We start from the raw sequence: 15,425 nt of genomic DNA on the forward strand, positions 1-15,425 counted from the left end.
TAGAGGGATATCAATGAAACGATGGGCAAAAATAGTACTATGGTTACTACCAATTATCATTGCGATGATTTCTTTCAGTGTAGGGCGATTTGACGTGAGCTTGGAGCATGTTTTTAAGATTTTCGCTTCACAATTTTTTGATGTTGAACAAACTTGGACAGAGATGGAAGAGCGTGTTGTTTTAAATATTAGATTGCCTCGTATTTTATTAGCCTTGCTTATAGGCGGTGGTTTGTCTATAGCGGGTGCTAGCTTTCAAGGGATGTTTGGCAACCCTTTAGTATCACCAGATATTTTAGGTGTCTCGGCAGGAGCAGGTTTTGGGGCATCATTAGGTATTTTATTATTTGGCCAAAACTTTACTACGCAAGTGATGGCTTTAGCTTTTGGTATAGTGGCGATTGGCTTTACCTTTTTAGTAGCAGGCGCTAAAAAGAATGCGCCAATCTTTATGTTTGTGTTAGCGGGTGTCATAACATCGGCTTTGTTTAATGCTTTAATTTCATTAACAAAATTTGTAGCTGATCCTGAAGAGAAGTTACCAGCAATTACGTATTGGTTAATGGGGAGTCTAGGGACAGCAACTTATCAAGATGTCATGATTGCGGGGCCTTTGATTATTATTGGCATGCTCATTTTATATGGATTAAGATGGCGTTTAAATATTTTGACCTTACCTGAGGATGAAGCAAAATCAATGGGGATCTCTGTGACCAAGCTAAAATGGGTTATTATATTTGCAGCAACATTGATTACAGCAGCTTCAGTTGCTGTGGCAGGTATTGTTGGTTGGGTAGGGTTAATTATTCCACATGTGGCTCGTATGTTAGTAGGGAATAACAATCAATATGTCTTACCTGTTTCCATTGCTATAGGTAGTGCGTATTTATTAGCTATTGATAATTTAGCTCGCTCGATTACAGCAACAGAAATCCCACTATCCATTTTAACAGCTATTATAGGTGCTCCTTTCTTTGCCTACTTATTACGTCGTTCTCGAGGAGGTTGGACATGAGGATTACTGTTGAAAATGCTAACTTCCATTATAAAAAAGGAAGAAAAAATTTACCTAATTTGTACGTAAATCCTATAAACTTCTCACTAGATACAGGTGAAGTTATGGCGATATTAGGGCCAAATGGGGCAGGGAAAACAACGATGTTAAAGTGCATTACAGGCTTATTAAATTGGACAGAAGGTCAAACATATATTGATGGAAAACCACTGACAAAAATAAATAAACGAGCATTATGGAAACGTATTGGCTACGTGCCACAAGCCCATAAAATGGTGTTTGGCTTTTCGATAATAGAGTTAGTTGTGATGGGAAGAGCGCCATATATTAGCACATTGGCTCAACCTTCTAAAGTTGATATTGAGGCCGCTTATGAGGCTTTAACACTTGTGGGTATCAAGCACTTAGCAAATAAAACGTGTAACGAAGTGAGCGGTGGTGAGTTACAATTAGCCTTAATTGCAAGAACGCTAGTTTCTGATCCAGAAGTATTAATTTTAGACGAGCCAGAATCTCATCTAGATATTCAAAAACAAGTTGTTATTTTACAAACCATTAAACAGTTGGCTAAAGAACGCGGTATTTCATGTATTATTAATACACACTATCCTAACCATGCCTTTTATCTTGCGGATTATGTGTTAATGACAGCAAAAGAAAAAGAAGTCGTCTATGGGCAAGTAGAGGCTATTATGACGGAGCAACGTATGAAACAGTTCTTTGATGTGGATGTAAAAAAAGTGATTTATGAAGAGAACGATAGTATCGTGCAAACTATGATTCCGCGAGCACTCAGTAAATAATGAAGCTTCACGCAAATGGCAGTTGTCATTTGCGTGAAGCTTTTTTGTAGTTGCACAAATAAAAAAGATATGTTTTAATTATAAATCGTAACCATTACGTTTTATAAAGGAGATTAACATAATGAAAAAAATCCCTGTAACAGTGTTAAGTGGCTATTTAGGTGCAGGTAAAACGACCATTTTAAATCATATCTTAAAAAATGAGCAAAATATGCGTGTAGCAGTTATTGTTAATGACATGAGTGAGATTAATATTGATGCTGCATTAGTTGAAAAAGGCAGTGGTATTGCACGCACAGAAGAAAAATTTGTAGAGTTATCCAACGGTTGTATTTGTTGTACATTACGTGAGGATTTATTAATTGAAGTAGAGAAGTTAGCAAAGCGTGGCAATATTGATTATATTGTGATTGAGTCGACAGGGATTAGTGAGCCCATACCTGTTGCACAAACATTCTCATATATTGATGATGAGTTAAATATTGATTTAACAAAATTTTGTACGTTAGATACGATGGTAACAGTTGTAGATGCCAATCGTTTTTGGCATGATTTTCAGTCGGGTGAGAGTTTGCTACAACGTAAAGAGGCTGTAGGTGCAGGAGATGAGCGGGATGTGGCTGATTTATTAATTGATCAAATTGAGTTTTGTGATGTGTTGATTGTAAACAAATGTGATCTAGTCAGTAAAGAAACATTACAGCAATTGACGGCTGTATTAAAAGCGCTACAACCAACAGCAACATTGATTTATGCAACAGAAGGTAAAGTTAACCCTCAAGCGATTTTACATACAGGGCTTTTTGATTTTGATACAGCACTTGATTCGGCAGGTTGGTTAAAAGAATTGGAACAAGGGCATGAAAATCACACACCAGAGACAGAAGAATATGGTATTAGCTCTTTCACTTATGAGGCTAAGCGACCTTTTCATCCTGCAAGATTAGTGGAGTGGGCGGAGCATATGCCAACGGAAATTGTACGAGCAAAAGGCATTATATGGAGTGCTGTGCAAAATGATGTTGCCATATTATTATCACAAGCAGGTAAGGCAATTCGTTTTGAGCCTGTATCGTATTGGGTGGCAGCGTTAACTGAACAGGCGCAACAAGAGGTATTTTTACAAGACCCTCTGTTAAAAGCATCATGGGACGCACAATACGGTGATAGAGGCACACAACTTGTTATTATTGGCATTAAAATGAATCAAACGATGATTGAAAAACAATTGGATGTTTGTCTACTAACCGATGAAGAGATGGCGAGTGATTGGTCACAATTAGAGGACCCATTTGAGTGGCAATGGTCATAATAATTTAGTCTTTTTATTACAAAGAAATCAAGTTTGCGTTAACATGATATCAATAAGAAACGATGAGGAAAAACGCCGTATCGTGACGAAAAGAGGATATCTTATGCAAATAAAATATTTGGTATGTAATGAATTTGGTAATCCAAAAGATGTGTTGCAACTCGCACAAAAGCCAATGGTAACATTAGCAAGCCAAGAGCTTTATGTACGTATGCTAGCTTGCCCTATTAATCCATCCGATTTAATCCCACTCAGAGGTTCTTATGCTCATCGTGTTAGATTACCCATCACACCAGGTTATGAGGGTGTGGGCATTGTAGAGGCTGTGGGAGACGATGTATCATCGCAACTCATAGGGCAACATGTATTACCGTTAAGAGGAGAAGGAACATGGCAGGAGATGGTTAAAGTACATGTAGATTATACTGTCCCTGTTCCAAATGATATGGCTATCATCACGGCTTCTCAGTTATATATTAATCCGTTAACTGCATGGGTAGTATGTACAGAAGTATTATCATTAAAGCCGCATCATACAGTAGCAATCAATGCTTGTGGCTCCTCACTCGGTAGAATATTCGCGCAGTTGGCACATATCATTGGCTTCACGCTTATTGCGATCGTACGTAATGAACGGCATACGAATGAATTGTTAGCGTTTGGTGCCACGCATGTAATTAATGCTACTACCGAGAATATCCATGAGACAATTATGGCATTAACACATCATCAAGGTGTAGATGCTGCAATTGATTCAATTGGTGGTGAGACGGGGACAAATCTAGCCTTTGGTGTAAAAGCTAAAGGTGATTTTATTACACTAGGCTTACTGTCAGGGCAACAAGTAAATTGGGCTAGAATTGCAAATGATACTACAGTGAATACTACAGTATTTCATTTGCGCCACTGGAATCGCCAAACTTCTGTAGCAAAATGGCAAGCGACCTTTCAAATAGTTGTTGCGTTAGTAGAGAGTGGGAAAATTAAGTTATACACAGAAGGTAAACAGTATTCATTCTCGCAAATTGCACAGGCGATTGATGCAGTAAATAGTGGAGAACAAGGTAAAGTATTTTTAATAGGCAACGTTTAGCGGTATCAAAAAGCCCCTTTTTTCAGTGGAAAGGGGCTTTTATGCGCTTTACGTATAAATCAATTGGTCACAGGTTTATGTAGATTTAGGTAAGCGATACACAATATTTTTATGTGCATTATCACATTCAAGAAACAAAGGAATGTGTGTCAGTTGTTGTTGAAGATTATATAAATGGTTAGCAATACCTGCTTGTGGCACAAGATAAACGTGTTGATTTTTAACAGCACTTAACATGCGCCAAGCTGGTAATTTCTGTAGTTGTTGTAGCCAAGTATGAAATTTTTCTTCTGTACCACGGACAATATAAATGCGGTCTGCCTCGATGGAAGCAATATCGTGATAAGGTATGGCAATACGCCGCATCTGTTGAAATTTCTCGGTCGTTTCTTGCATTAAAACAGTTGGCTGGAATGGTAAGATTTGATAGAACAAGGGGAAGAAGCGAGAAGCATGAATCCACACTTGTTGCTCGTCTAAACGTAAAATAATGATACGTGGTTTAGTGGAATAATAATTATGATATTGCTGTTGTAGCAAAGCACTTTGCTGTTGATAATGTGTAATGTATTGTTGAACTTCTACTGTTTTACCTAATATTTTTGCAATGCGTAATAGACGTTCCATAGGATCAATATCCCAAGGTATGACAATAACAGGTACAAAGTTCTCTAATGCAGTTTTAATTTTTGTTTCAATAGCATCAGATAAAATGACGATATCGGGTTGCAATTGTTTAACAGCATCAATATCACAACAGGAGTATCCCACCGTACAGGCATTTTTAGGTCGTGGTGTTAGTTGCAACCATGTAACTTCTATATCAGCAATAGGTGTAATACCAATGGCAAGTAATTCGCCTGCATAATGCAAAGTGAGAATACGTGGGTTTTTCTGTTTTAGCCGAATATAAGCTTTTGGTGTACACCCTACTTTTTGTTTAAATAATGCATTAAAATAATTTACGTTCTCAAAACCGACTTGTAAAGCGATTTCTTGTACAGTCGCATTGCTTTGCAGTAAGCGTTCTTGAGCGCGATAAATACGATATTGGTTGAGATAAGCAATAGGCGTATGATTTGTTAAGTTTTTAAAAATACGCAAATATTGCCGTGTACTTACATTAGCTTGTAAGGCAAGCTGGCTAACGGTAATTTTAGTCATAAAGTATTGCTGCAACCAACGGATAGAGTCATTCACTTTTGTGATACTATCGCCAATGTCTTCATTGATACAAGCTTGTATTACATGTTGCCAGATTTTCTGAAAAGCAATTTGTTGAGCAGTCTGTTCATGAGAGGTGACGCTATTACTTTGCTTATATAGTTTTTCAATATGTGTAACATAAGTCGTAAAGGGTTTTAAACGTATCAATTTTTGATGGATGTTTTGATGTACTTTACTTGCTAATGCAACGCTTTGAAATTCAATAATGTATCCTTCTGTCGCGGGAGATTCATTTTTTATGGTAATGTTTTGTACACCTTGCAAGATCAAAGTATCGCCTTTATTTAATAATATAGGGCTGATGGAATGATAGTGTAATGCCCCTTTTGTAATAATGAGTAGACAGTTAAAAGCACCTTCACCATAACGCAATGTTTCAAAAGCGTTAAGGTGAAAGTATGTGATTTTAGTCATATAGTGATGTTCCAATAATGACTTTGTTGCTACTTTCATAAATTATCTACCACCATTTCTATTGTTTTAACAATTGTTGTACCTCGTCCAAAGCCCAGTCTAATGTAGATACATCTTTAGTAGATAGTCTTTTATTAATGTTATACACTTTATTATTTTTAACAGCTGTGATCTCTTGCCAGATAGGGTTCGTCATTAATGCATCATAGGTTGCTTGTGATTCATCATCATTAACAATTAGGAAGATGCGGTCAACATCGTTAAATTCAGGTAGTACTTCGAGAGAGAGTTGCTCAGCTGTGAAGCCGTCAGCTTGTTGTAGTGCAGCTTGTTTGTCTGGCAATTGAAACTGAAATGCATCATAAATTGTTGGAAATGTAGAGCTATGATAAATATACATATTTTTAAGTGATAATTGTAAAACTAAAGCTTTCTCATTCGTTAAATGTAAGTCTTTAGTGTTTTCGCGTGCTTGTGTTACACGTTCATTATAATCGGCAAGCCATGCCTCCACTTGTTCTTCTTTATTTAAAATTTTAGCGACTTGTGTTAGAGATTCAACAGGGTCACCATAAAAAGGCGTTGTTACAGTTGGCGCAATTTTTTCTAGTTGTGCTAATTCGTCCTCCGCTACGCGCTCATATACGATAATAAGGTCAGGATTTAACGATAGCATCTTCTCATAACTGCCCGCTAACTCTTCACCTACAATTTCAATATCTTTTTTCTCCTCATCAGAATAGAAGCGCAATAAGAATGAAGTTGAGCCTATAGGTTTTTCATCCAGTGTTAACATTTCACCAATTGACCATAGCGCCACAACACGTTTAGGGTTTGTAGGAATGGTCACCTCGCGATTTAATGCGTCTGTATATTGGGTTGTTGCTTCTTCTTCTGAGCTAGGGATATCTTCTTTCTTTGTACTTTTAGTTGTTTCACTACAACCTACAACTACTATAAATAGAGTGAGGATTGTAATAAATGATATGATTCTTTTCATCATGTATAGCCTCCTATTATGATAATAATTCTCATTATCATTTATAGGTGGTTTTTTTTCAATTAACAAAAACGTCAAAAAAACAGTATAGTTTTCCGCCATGTACGTAGGAAATGTTTAATGGTCTACATGTAACATACGATACCCAATACGGACGTGAGTTTGAATGTACATAGGGACAGCGGAGTGTTGTTCGATTTTTTTTCGTAACGTTGCCATAAAAACACGCAAACTAGCAACGTCAGCTTGTAAAGTAGTATCCCATACTTCTTTTAATAAATAATTATGTGTTAATACTTTACCCATATTTTTAGCTAGTATGGTGAGTAACTGGTATTCAATAGGTGTTAAATGCACTTCTTTATCCGCCACGGTAACAATTTTAGCTTGATAATCAATCGTTAAATCACCATTGTGAAAAACAGGCTCATCGATTGTAGGGTGCTTTCTTAGCGCCACTCGTATGCGAGCTAATAACTCATCAACACTAAAAGGTTTAGTGACATAATCATCAGCCCCTAAATCAAGTGCCATAATTTTGTCTTCAGGTTCTGTGCGCGCGCTCACTACAATGATTGGTGTACTCGTCCATGAACGCACAGAGGTAATGATGTCTATACCATCCATATCAGGTAACCCTAAATCTAAAATAATGACATCAGGTTGTTGACTCACGACCGCTTTTAATCCGTCTGTGCCATTCTTTGCTATCGTAAATTTGTAATGATAGAGTGCTAACGTTGTCTTTATTAAATTAGCAATGGCTGTATCATCTTCAATGACTACAATATGATTACTCATGTTTTATCTCTCCTTTAGGTAACGAAAAATAAAAGATTGTGCCGTGTGGAGATGCATCACGTACACCTATCTCACCATCATGTAACGCAACAATCGTCTTACATAATGATAAACCTAAACCCAGTCCTCTTCTCGCATCTGCGGTGTACTTTTTACCTGTGATAAAAGGTTTAAAGATGGTTGACTTTGTAGCCTCATCTAAACCATGCCCATCATCTTCAACATCAATCAAAATCTGTTCCTTCACATAAGCACGTATCGTAATAGTAGATGTGGGAGGTGTGTAATGAATGGCATTATCCAATAAATTAATTAACACTTGAATGATTAAACGTGCATCAACGACGCCAAACAACAATTCAGGTACGACTTCGTAGCGAATAGTATGCTTAGCATGATAAGAATTAGTACGTTCAATGGCTTCTTTTATTAGATCTTCAATAAGCTCAACCTCTTTTTGTAAAGCGAGCTTTCCCTCTTCTAAACGTGACACAGCAAGTAAGTTTTCCACCATTTGTATGAGCCATTTAGCATCCATGTAAATCGCTTCACTTATAGCGTTTTGCTGAGTATGAGCTAGTTGATTAGATGACTTACGCAAAAGGTCGGCATTGCCAGCAATACTAGTTAAAGGCGTGCGCAAATCATGTGAAACAGCTCGTAGTAAATTGGCTCGTGCTTGCTCAATCGCTGCTTGTTTTTGTGCTTTTTCATTTTCTTGTTGTAAATATTCCTTTTCTAATGCTAATGAAAAATCGTTAATCATGGCATGTAAAATGTCTTTTTCAAACGAAGGTAAGGGTTGCGCTTTGTTTAATGGAATAGCGATAATACCTAACACTTTTTGAGTGGTGACTAACGGTACATAATATGCCTTTGCCTCAGGAAAAGTATCTGTTGTTATACCTGCGATTTGCTGATTCAATTGTACCCAATTTACCACGCCTTGTTCATTTACATTATGTAAATCTTTTTTTACGGTTGTCGTTTGTTGTTCAGTTAATGCTAAATAAGAAACAAAGTGTGTAGTGGGTTTGTCGTCAAATACATACAATTGAATAGGTAATTCCACCAATTTGCTTAATTGTAATAAACCTTTTTGAATAAGCATCGTTTTGGTCTGTGCTTGTTGTAAAACATGATTGGCTTCTAATAGAATTTCTGTACGATAGGCTTTTCTAACAGCCATCTCTTGTTGTGATTTAATGCGCTTCATTAAACTGGTCGTAATAAAGCCAGCAATAAACATAATACTAAAAGTGACAGGATAGTCTTGATGATAAGCTTGAAAAGATAATTTAGGCTCAGTGAATAAAAAGTTAAATAATAATACGGCAAGTAATGAACTAATAAAAGGCATAAATGAACTTGTTGTCCATAAAGATAAAATCACAATGCTTAAAATAAACAGTGTAATAATGTTGGCTTCACTTAACAAGTAATGATGCACAATGAGCCCAACAACCGATGTAATACTGAAAACAACAGCCATTTTCATAAAATCAGTAGGTGTGATTTTAACGGCTGGAAGTGATAATGGCTTTTCTTTTATTTGATTTTCTTCGTCAGGTACGATGTGTAAAGCTAATTTAGGGGCTAATGTAGCAATTCGTTCACTCATAGTTAAATGAAATCGCCACCAATTTTTTCGCAAAATAGTTTTACCTACTACCAGTTTTGTCACGCCGCTTACTTTGGCGAAATTCGCTAAAGCGGCTGCAACATCATCGTCTTGAATAACAACGATTTCGGCATGAAGTTGTTCGGCTAGTGTGATGTGTTGTTGCAACCGTTTATTAATAGAGTTAGCCTCCGTTTGTACATAAAGTGCCGTAAATTTAGCATGTAAAGCTTGGGCGAGTCTGGCTGCTGAACGAATTACTTTCGCATTGGTGGGCGAACTACTCAAGCCAACTAAAATATGCTCATCTGTCTGTGCTATTGCTACATTCTCTTCGTATTTTTTATGATAAATGGTATCAGCCACTCGGCGTAAAGTAATCTCACGCAAGGCAATTAAATTGTCCAATGTGAAGAAGGACTGTTGCGCTTTTTGAGCTTGTACAGGCGAATAAATTTTACCTTGTTGTAAACGTTGTAATAGCTCTTCAGGTGCGATGTCTACAATTTTAATTTGTTGTGCATGATCTAAGATTTGGTCAGGTACACGTTCTTGTACTTGTATTTTGGTAATGTCTTCTACCATATCATGCAAACTCTCAATATGTTGAATGTTTAATGTGGCGTAGACATCAATGCCATGTGCCAATAGCTCCTCAATATCTCCGTAACGTTTGCGATGTCGTTGAGTGGGGACATTAGTGTGGGCTAGCTCATCAATTAATACAATTGCTGGTTGTCGTTTTAAAATGGCATCTAATGGTACTTCTTTAAATGATTTTCCTCGATATATCACGACTTCGGGCGGTATTACTTCAAGCCCATCTAATAACATTGTTGTATCAGGTCTAGCGTGTGGCTCAATATAACCCACAACAATGTCGACTCCCATATGTTGTAACTGGTGAGCTGCTTGTAACATGCTATACGTTTTACCAACTCCTGCTGCATAACCTAAAAATAATTTCAAATGACCTCTCTTTTGTATAGGTTGCACCATACACTTCACCTCTTTCCTTGCATTATAGCGTTTCATTTGTTTATACATACCTATCTTTATAGTTTCTTAATATGAATCATATTTTCTTAACACTACCTTTAGCGCAAAATGCGTATGCTTAAACCAAATCTGATATGGGGTGGTGTTAATAATGATGGATGTCATGATGTTCATCATAGTGGTGTTAAGTTTTGCGGTGTTGTATGGCATCGTGCGATGGAGTTTTAAATAAGGAGGCGCTCAACGTGTGGCTACTATTAAGTATTGTACTCTTATTATTTAGTTACTTACTATATGCTTTATTGCAACCTGAGCAGTTTTAGGAGGTTATTACATGTTACAAATTACTCTTATTTTATTGGTGTATTTACCAGTAGTCCTTATTACAGGGCGTTATTTATATGCTGTAGCCATGCAAGAAAAAATGGTGATGGATAAGGTTTATCAGCCTATTGAGCATCGTATTTATCGTTTAGCTAATATTTCACAAGAGGCGATGACAGGTAAACAATATATTATTGCTTTACTCATAACCAATGCCTGCATGATTGCCATAGGCTACTTCACTTTACGTATACAGCAATGGTTATTTTTAAACCCTAATCAAATTAATAATATGGAAGCTACGTTATCCTTTAATACCATTATATCGTTTATGACAAACACTAATTTACAACATTATAGTGGTGAGTCTGGATTAACTTATTTATCTCAAATGCTTGTCATTATCTTTATGATGTTTACGTCGGCTGCCACAGGTTATGCCGTGTGTATGGCATTTTGTAAAAGATTGATTGCTAAAACAGATACGATAGGAAATTTTTATGTTGATTTTGTCCGTGTCATTATTCGAGTATTATTACCATTAGCTTTTTTAGTAGGATTACTACTCGTTTGGCAAGGCACACCGCAAACAGTACAGCAAAATGTGACGCTAACTACGATTGAAGGAACAAGCCAAGATATCGCATTAGGGCCTGTAGCATCTCTTGAGTCAATTAAGCATTTAGGCACGAATGGTGGTGGTTTCTTTGGTGCAAACTCCAGTACACCATTTGAAAACCCGACAGTTATTTCTAATATGATTGAGATGCTTGCCATGATGTTATTGCCTGGTGCCTGTGTTGTGGTATTTGGTTTACTCGTTGCTAAACGCTTTCAACACCAAAGGGCATGGCTCGGTAAACAGGGAACTACGATTTTTGCTGCAATGTCCGTGTTATTTCTAGCAGGCTTATTAATTGTCTATTTTGCAGAGCAACAAGGCAATCCAATGATTGATGAGTTAGGTATTGCGCAACAAGGCAGTATGGAAGGTAAAGAGACGCGATTTGGTATTGAGCAATCGGCATTATTTACTACGGTTACGACAGCTTTTACTACAGGGACGGTTAACAATATGCACGATAGTTTAACCCCTGTAGGCGGTTTAGTACCGCTATTTAATATGATGTTAAATGTAGTATTTGGCGGCATTGGTGTAGGTTTAATGAATATGATGATGTACGTATTATTAGCTATCTTCATTGCTTGTTTAATGATTGGGAGGACGCCACAGTTTTTAGGTAAAAAGATTGAGCAAAAAGAAATGAAATTTATGGCACTAAGTATTTTAATACATCCCGTCTTAATTTTAGGCTTTTCTGCATTCGCTGTTATGACAAGTGCAGGTATAGCAGGAGTTACTAATCCAGGTGCTCATGGTTTATCACAAATATTGTATGAATACGCTTCATCAGCCGCAAATAATGGCTCTGGCTTTGAAGGTTTAGCAGATAATAGTACATTTTGGAATGTTACTACAGGGTTAGTGATGTTCTTTGGGCGCTATCTCACAATGATTTTACAATTGGCCATTGCAAGTTTGTTAGCGAATAAGGCAATTAATGCAGAGTCCGTTGGTACGTTACAGACGGATACACCAACATTCACAATTTTTTTAGTGGCGATTGTTGTATTAATTGGGGCATTAACTTTTTTACCAGCTCTTGCTTTAGGCCCAATAACAGAACAGTTACTTATGTTTGGATAGGGAGTGAATAATAATGAATACACAAAAGATGATACGCCAAGCGAGCATAGCTGCCTGTAAAAAATTAAATCCTCTATATTTGATGAAAAACCCTGTGATGTTTGTAGTGGCAATTGGTTTTATATTAGTAGTTGTTTTAACGATGTTTCCTACTATGTTTGGTGAGAGTAGTCGATTATTTAATGCAAGTGTAGCTAGTATTTTATTCATTACGATTTGGTTTTCTAATTTTGCAGAGTCTATTGCAGAAGGGCGTGGCAGAGCTCAAGTACAAACACTTAAACAAACAAAAACAACTACGAAAGCTACCCGCATTTTAGCAGATGGCACAGAACAAATGGTACAAGCAGAGCAATTACAAAAAGGTGATCTTGTTATTGTGAGAGCAGGCGAGACGATCCCAAATGATGGTGAAGTAGTAGAGGGGATTGCTACCGTTGACGAATCTGCAATTACAGGTGAGTCAGCTCCTGTTGTAAAAGAGCGTAGCGGTGATTTCTCTTCTGTGACAGGTGGCACAGTTGTGACAAGTGACTGGTTGAAAATTGAGATTACATCTATGCCAGGGGACTCATTCCTAGATAAGATGATACGCCTTATTGAAGGAGCGAGCCGTCAAAAAACCCCGAATGAAATTGCTTTGAATACTTTGTTAGTCAGTCTAACAATTATTTTTTTACTAGTAGTTGTCACATTATTACCAATGGCAAATTATTTAAATATCTCTCTATCCGTGGCAACATTAATTGCATTGACAGTATGTTTAATCCCAACAACCATTGGTGGCTTATTATCAGCAATTGGTATTGCAGGGATGGACCGTGTCACTAAATTTAATGTTATTGCTATGTCAGGCAAGGCTGTAGAAGCTAGTGGTGATGTGGACACTTTAATTTTAGATAAAACAGGAACCATCACATATGGCAATCGCATGGCAACAGCATTTTTGCCAGTCCAAGGTGTAACAGCACAAGAATTAATGGAGATGGCTTGGCTGAGTTCCTTAGCTGATGAAACACCTGAAGGAAAGTCAATTATTACATTGGCTGAACAACAAGGTGTTGACCAAATAAATAAACATCACATTCTACAAACGGCTACAGTTATTCCGTTTACAGCACAAACTAGAATGAGTGGTGTTGATTTGGCTGAGGGTTTACAAGTAAGAAAAGGATCCTATGATGCCATGATAAAAATGGCTACTCACGTTCCTAACGATTTAGAAGAGGTAGTAAAACAAGTATCTTCGGTGGGGGGTACACCTTTAGTTGTTATGAGGGGGCGACAATTATTAGGTGTTATTTACTTAAAAGATATTGTAAAAGAAGGATTGAAAGAGCGTTTTGCTCAGCTGAGAGCAATGGGTATTAAAACCATCATGTGTACAGGTGATAATCCATTAACAGCAGCAGCTATTGCTCAAGAAGCTGGAGTAGACGGTTTTATTGCAGAGAGTAGACCAGAAGATAAGATTGCGGTAATAAAAGCGGAACAAGCACTTGGTAAGGTTGTGGCAATGACAGGTGATGGAACAAATGATGCACCAGCCTTGGCACAAGCAAACGTAGGGTTGGCTATGAATTCGGGTACAAACGCAGCAAAAGAGGCAGCCAACATGGTCGATTTAGATTCCGACCCTACTAAAATTATTGAGGTAGTGGAGATTGGTAAACAATTGTTAATGACAAGAGGGGCATTAACAACTTTTAGTATAGCTAATGATGTGGCTAAATATTTTGCGATTATCCCTGCTATGTTAATGGTTGCCATCCCACAAATGAAGACATTAAATATTATGCATTTACATTCCCCTACAAGTGCGATTATATCTGCCTTATTATTTAATGCTCTTATTATTCCATTACTCATACCTATTGCTATGAAGGGTGTACGTTATCAGCCAATGAATGCGAATCATTTATTAAATCGTAATTTACTAATTTATGGTTTAGGTGGGATGGTGATTCCCTTTATCGGAATTAAAATCATCGATTTAGTCATTACACCATTAATAAGTTAGGAGGCCTCATTATGAAAAAATTATTATCGCCATTATTATTAGCTGTTATTATGCTAGTCATTTGTGGATTAATGTATCCACTCTTGATGACTGGCGTGGCACAGGTGGTGTTTCCCTATCAAGCGAATGGCAGCATGATAAAAGAAGGTGACAAGCCGATTGCCTCTGCTTTAATAGGGCAACAATATACAGCACCTTATTATTTACAAGGGCGCGTCTCAGCAGTGCATTATAATACGTATACAAATCTAGCGGATTTTGCGGGTGTGGCATCTGGCTCATTTAATTACGCACCTTCAAATCCAGCATTGCAAGAACGAATGACAGCAGATATTGCCAAATTCTTAGCGCAAAATCCAACTGTTAAAAGAGCGGATATTCCTGCAGAATTAATGACAGCGTCTGGCTCAGGATTAGACCCACACATTACAGTAGCGAGTGCTAACATACAAGTGCCACGTATTGTAAAAGCAAGTGGTCTTAGTACAACAGAAGTACAGCAAATTATAGAGGCTAATACAACAAATAAAGAGTTTGGTATATTTGGACAGGTTACGGTAAATGTTGTCACAGCAAATCTCGCAATTAAGGCAGCCATGGCTCAAAATAGTTAACTAGCTATATAACCGCTTTTAAAGATAAAAAAACATAAAAGAGGAGGTTGTCACATCTCAGTCATATGAAAGCGTCAAACATATGAACACTTTGTGAAAAGACTCACAAAACACTTTTCTTTTTTCAAAAAGAGCGTATACTCTGATGTATAACAAAGATATTTAAAAATGCTTTGTATTAGTACACAAAATACATTTTAAAGGAGCGTTTAATGATGTGGGTTGTAACTGTATTTGATCAAAACACTTACCGTATGTTTGAATACCAAACTAAAGCTGAGGCAACAAACTGCTTAAGCCGTTTTTCACAAACTGCTATGCTTTCATACACAAAATAAAACATCCTTTATCGATAAAGCTTGATTTACCCTAAGGTTGGCACATTGTAATATGTGTCAAATCCTTAGGGTTTTTGTGTGAGTGGCATCTTTTTATGTTAATAATAATTTTTCTGCTTCTTGGGTGTCTAGACAC

The 15,425-nt window shown here is 37.1% G+C and carries 13 protein-coding genes; 9 read left to right on the forward strand and 4 right to left on the reverse strand.

Annotation, left to right across the window (positions count from 1 at the left end; translation table 11 throughout):
* Positions 1–13 precede the first annotated feature (13 nt).
* The 4 genes from IEW44_RS00275 to IEW44_RS00290 all read left to right on the forward strand — a co-directional run bounded on the left by IEW44_RS00275 (position 14) and on the right by IEW44_RS00290 (position 4,223).
* The gene (locus IEW44_RS00275; RefSeq protein WP_188613013.1) at positions 14–1,015 is read left to right on the forward strand and encodes a FecCD family ABC transporter permease; all 1,002 of its coding nucleotides are present in this window, start codon (positions 14–16) and stop codon (positions 1,013–1,015) included.
* On the forward strand, positions 1,012–1,818 hold the full coding sequence (locus IEW44_RS00280; RefSeq protein WP_188613014.1) for an ABC transporter ATP-binding protein: 807 nt from the start codon (positions 1,012–1,014) through the stop codon (positions 1,816–1,818). Before IEW44_RS00275 ends, IEW44_RS00280 begins: the two co-directional genes overlap by 4 nt.
* Positions 1,819–1,939: 121 nt before the next feature.
* On the forward strand, positions 1,940–3,130 hold the full coding sequence (locus IEW44_RS00285) for a GTP-binding protein (protein ID WP_188613015.1): 1,191 nt from the start codon (positions 1,940–1,942) through the stop codon (positions 3,128–3,130).
* Positions 3,131–3,233: 103 nt separating this feature from the next.
* On the forward strand, positions 3,234–4,223 hold the full coding sequence (locus tag IEW44_RS00290; protein WP_188613016.1) for a zinc-dependent alcohol dehydrogenase family protein: 990 nt from the start codon (positions 3,234–3,236) through the stop codon (positions 4,221–4,223).
* 75 nt (positions 4,224–4,298) lie between these two features.
* Here the strand turns inward: IEW44_RS00290 and IEW44_RS00295 are convergent, their stop codons facing one another.
* From IEW44_RS00295 to IEW44_RS00310, 4 genes are all read right to left on the reverse strand, one after another.
* A complete protein-coding gene (locus tag IEW44_RS00295) occupies positions 4,299–5,903 on the reverse strand; it encodes a helix-turn-helix domain-containing protein (protein ID WP_188613017.1) in 1,605 nt (534 codons plus the stop codon).
* Between the two features lie 19 nt (positions 5,904–5,922).
* Positions 5,923–6,867: an ABC transporter substrate-binding protein gene (locus IEW44_RS00300; RefSeq protein ID WP_188613018.1), complete on the reverse strand. Its 945-nt coding sequence runs from the start codon at positions 6,865–6,867 to the stop codon at positions 5,923–5,925.
* Positions 6,868–6,981: 114 nt separating this feature from the next.
* The gene (locus IEW44_RS00305) at positions 6,982–7,665 is read right to left on the reverse strand and encodes a response regulator (RefSeq protein WP_188613019.1); all 684 of its coding nucleotides are present in this window, start codon (positions 7,663–7,665) and stop codon (positions 6,982–6,984) included.
* Entirely contained in the window at positions 7,658–10,285 is a 2,628-nt protein-coding gene (locus IEW44_RS00310) for an ATP-binding protein (protein ID WP_188613020.1), read from the reverse strand. Before IEW44_RS00310 ends, IEW44_RS00305 begins: the two co-directional genes overlap by 8 nt.
* Positions 10,286–10,488: 203 nt before the next feature.
* Here IEW44_RS00310 and kdpF point away from each other — a divergent pair, with 203 nt between their 5' ends.
* From kdpF to IEW44_RS15970, 5 genes are all read left to right on the forward strand, one after another.
* Positions 10,489–10,608, forward strand: coding sequence for a K(+)-transporting ATPase subunit F (gene kdpF / locus IEW44_RS16095; RefSeq protein ID WP_188613021.1), 120 nt, complete (start codon positions 10,489–10,491; stop codon positions 10,606–10,608).
* 11 nt (positions 10,609–10,619) lie between these two features.
* Entirely contained in the window at positions 10,620–12,317 is a 1,698-nt protein-coding gene (gene kdpA, locus IEW44_RS00320; protein WP_188613022.1) for a potassium-transporting ATPase subunit KdpA, read from the forward strand.
* Positions 12,318–12,330: 13 nt separating this feature from the next.
* Positions 12,331–14,337 carry a potassium-transporting ATPase subunit KdpB gene (gene kdpB, locus IEW44_RS00325; protein ID WP_188613023.1) on the forward strand — a complete coding sequence of 669 codons (2,007 nt, stop codon included), beginning with the start codon at positions 12,331–12,333 and terminating at the stop codon, positions 14,335–14,337.
* A gap of 11 nt (positions 14,338–14,348) precedes the next feature.
* Positions 14,349–14,951, forward strand: a complete 603-nt coding sequence (kdpC, locus tag IEW44_RS00330) for a potassium-transporting ATPase subunit KdpC (protein ID WP_188613024.1) — start codon at positions 14,349–14,351, stop codon at positions 14,949–14,951.
* A gap of 212 nt (positions 14,952–15,163) precedes the next feature.
* Positions 15,164–15,289, forward strand: a complete 126-nt coding sequence (locus IEW44_RS15970; RefSeq protein ID WP_268236340.1) for a hypothetical protein — start codon at positions 15,164–15,166, stop codon at positions 15,287–15,289.
* Positions 15,290–15,425: the final 136 nt, after the last annotated feature.

The sequence above is a fragment of the Lysinibacillus alkalisoli genome (genome assembly GCF_014643595.1).
In the GTDB taxonomy this organism is placed as follows: Bacteria; Bacillota; Bacilli; order Bacillales_A; family Planococcaceae; genus Metalysinibacillus; species Metalysinibacillus alkalisoli.

Bases quoted from the DNA above. Each gene is read 5' to 3' on its own strand.
- IEW44_RS00290 (WP_188613016.1), top strand. From the start codon at position 3,234: ATGCAAATAAAATATTTGGTATGTAATGAATTTGGTAATCCAAAAGAT.
- kdpB (WP_188613023.1), top strand. From the start codon at position 12,331: ATGAATACACAAAAGATGATACGCCAAGCGAGCATAGCTGCCTGTAAA.
- IEW44_RS00295 (WP_188613017.1), bottom strand. From the start codon at position 5,903: ATGAAAGTAGCAACAAAGTCATTATTGGAACATCACTATATGACTAAA.
- kdpF (WP_188613021.1), top strand. From the start codon at position 10,489: ATGGCATCGTGCGATGGAGTTTTAAATAAGGAGGCGCTCAACGTGTGG.
- IEW44_RS15970 (WP_268236340.1), top strand. From the start codon at position 15,164: ATGATGTGGGTTGTAACTGTATTTGATCAAAACACTTACCGTATGTTT.
- IEW44_RS00285 (WP_188613015.1), top strand. From the start codon at position 1,940: ATGAAAAAAATCCCTGTAACAGTGTTAAGTGGCTATTTAGGTGCAGGT.
- IEW44_RS00305 (WP_188613019.1), bottom strand. From the start codon at position 7,665: ATGAGTAATCATATTGTAGTCATTGAAGATGATACAGCCATTGCTAAT.
- kdpC (WP_188613024.1), top strand. From the start codon at position 14,349: ATGAAAAAATTATTATCGCCATTATTATTAGCTGTTATTATGCTAGTC.
- kdpA (WP_188613022.1), top strand. From the start codon at position 10,620: ATGTTACAAATTACTCTTATTTTATTGGTGTATTTACCAGTAGTCCTT.
- IEW44_RS00300 (WP_188613018.1), bottom strand. From the start codon at position 6,867: ATGATGAAAAGAATCATATCATTTATTACAATCCTCACTCTATTTATA.
- IEW44_RS00275 (WP_188613013.1), top strand. From the start codon at position 14: ATGAAACGATGGGCAAAAATAGTACTATGGTTACTACCAATTATCATT.
- IEW44_RS00280 (WP_188613014.1), top strand. From the start codon at position 1,012: ATGAGGATTACTGTTGAAAATGCTAACTTCCATTATAAAAAAGGAAGA.
- IEW44_RS00310 (WP_188613020.1), bottom strand. From the start codon at position 10,285: ATGGTGCAACCTATACAAAAGAGAGGTCATTTGAAATTATTTTTAGGT.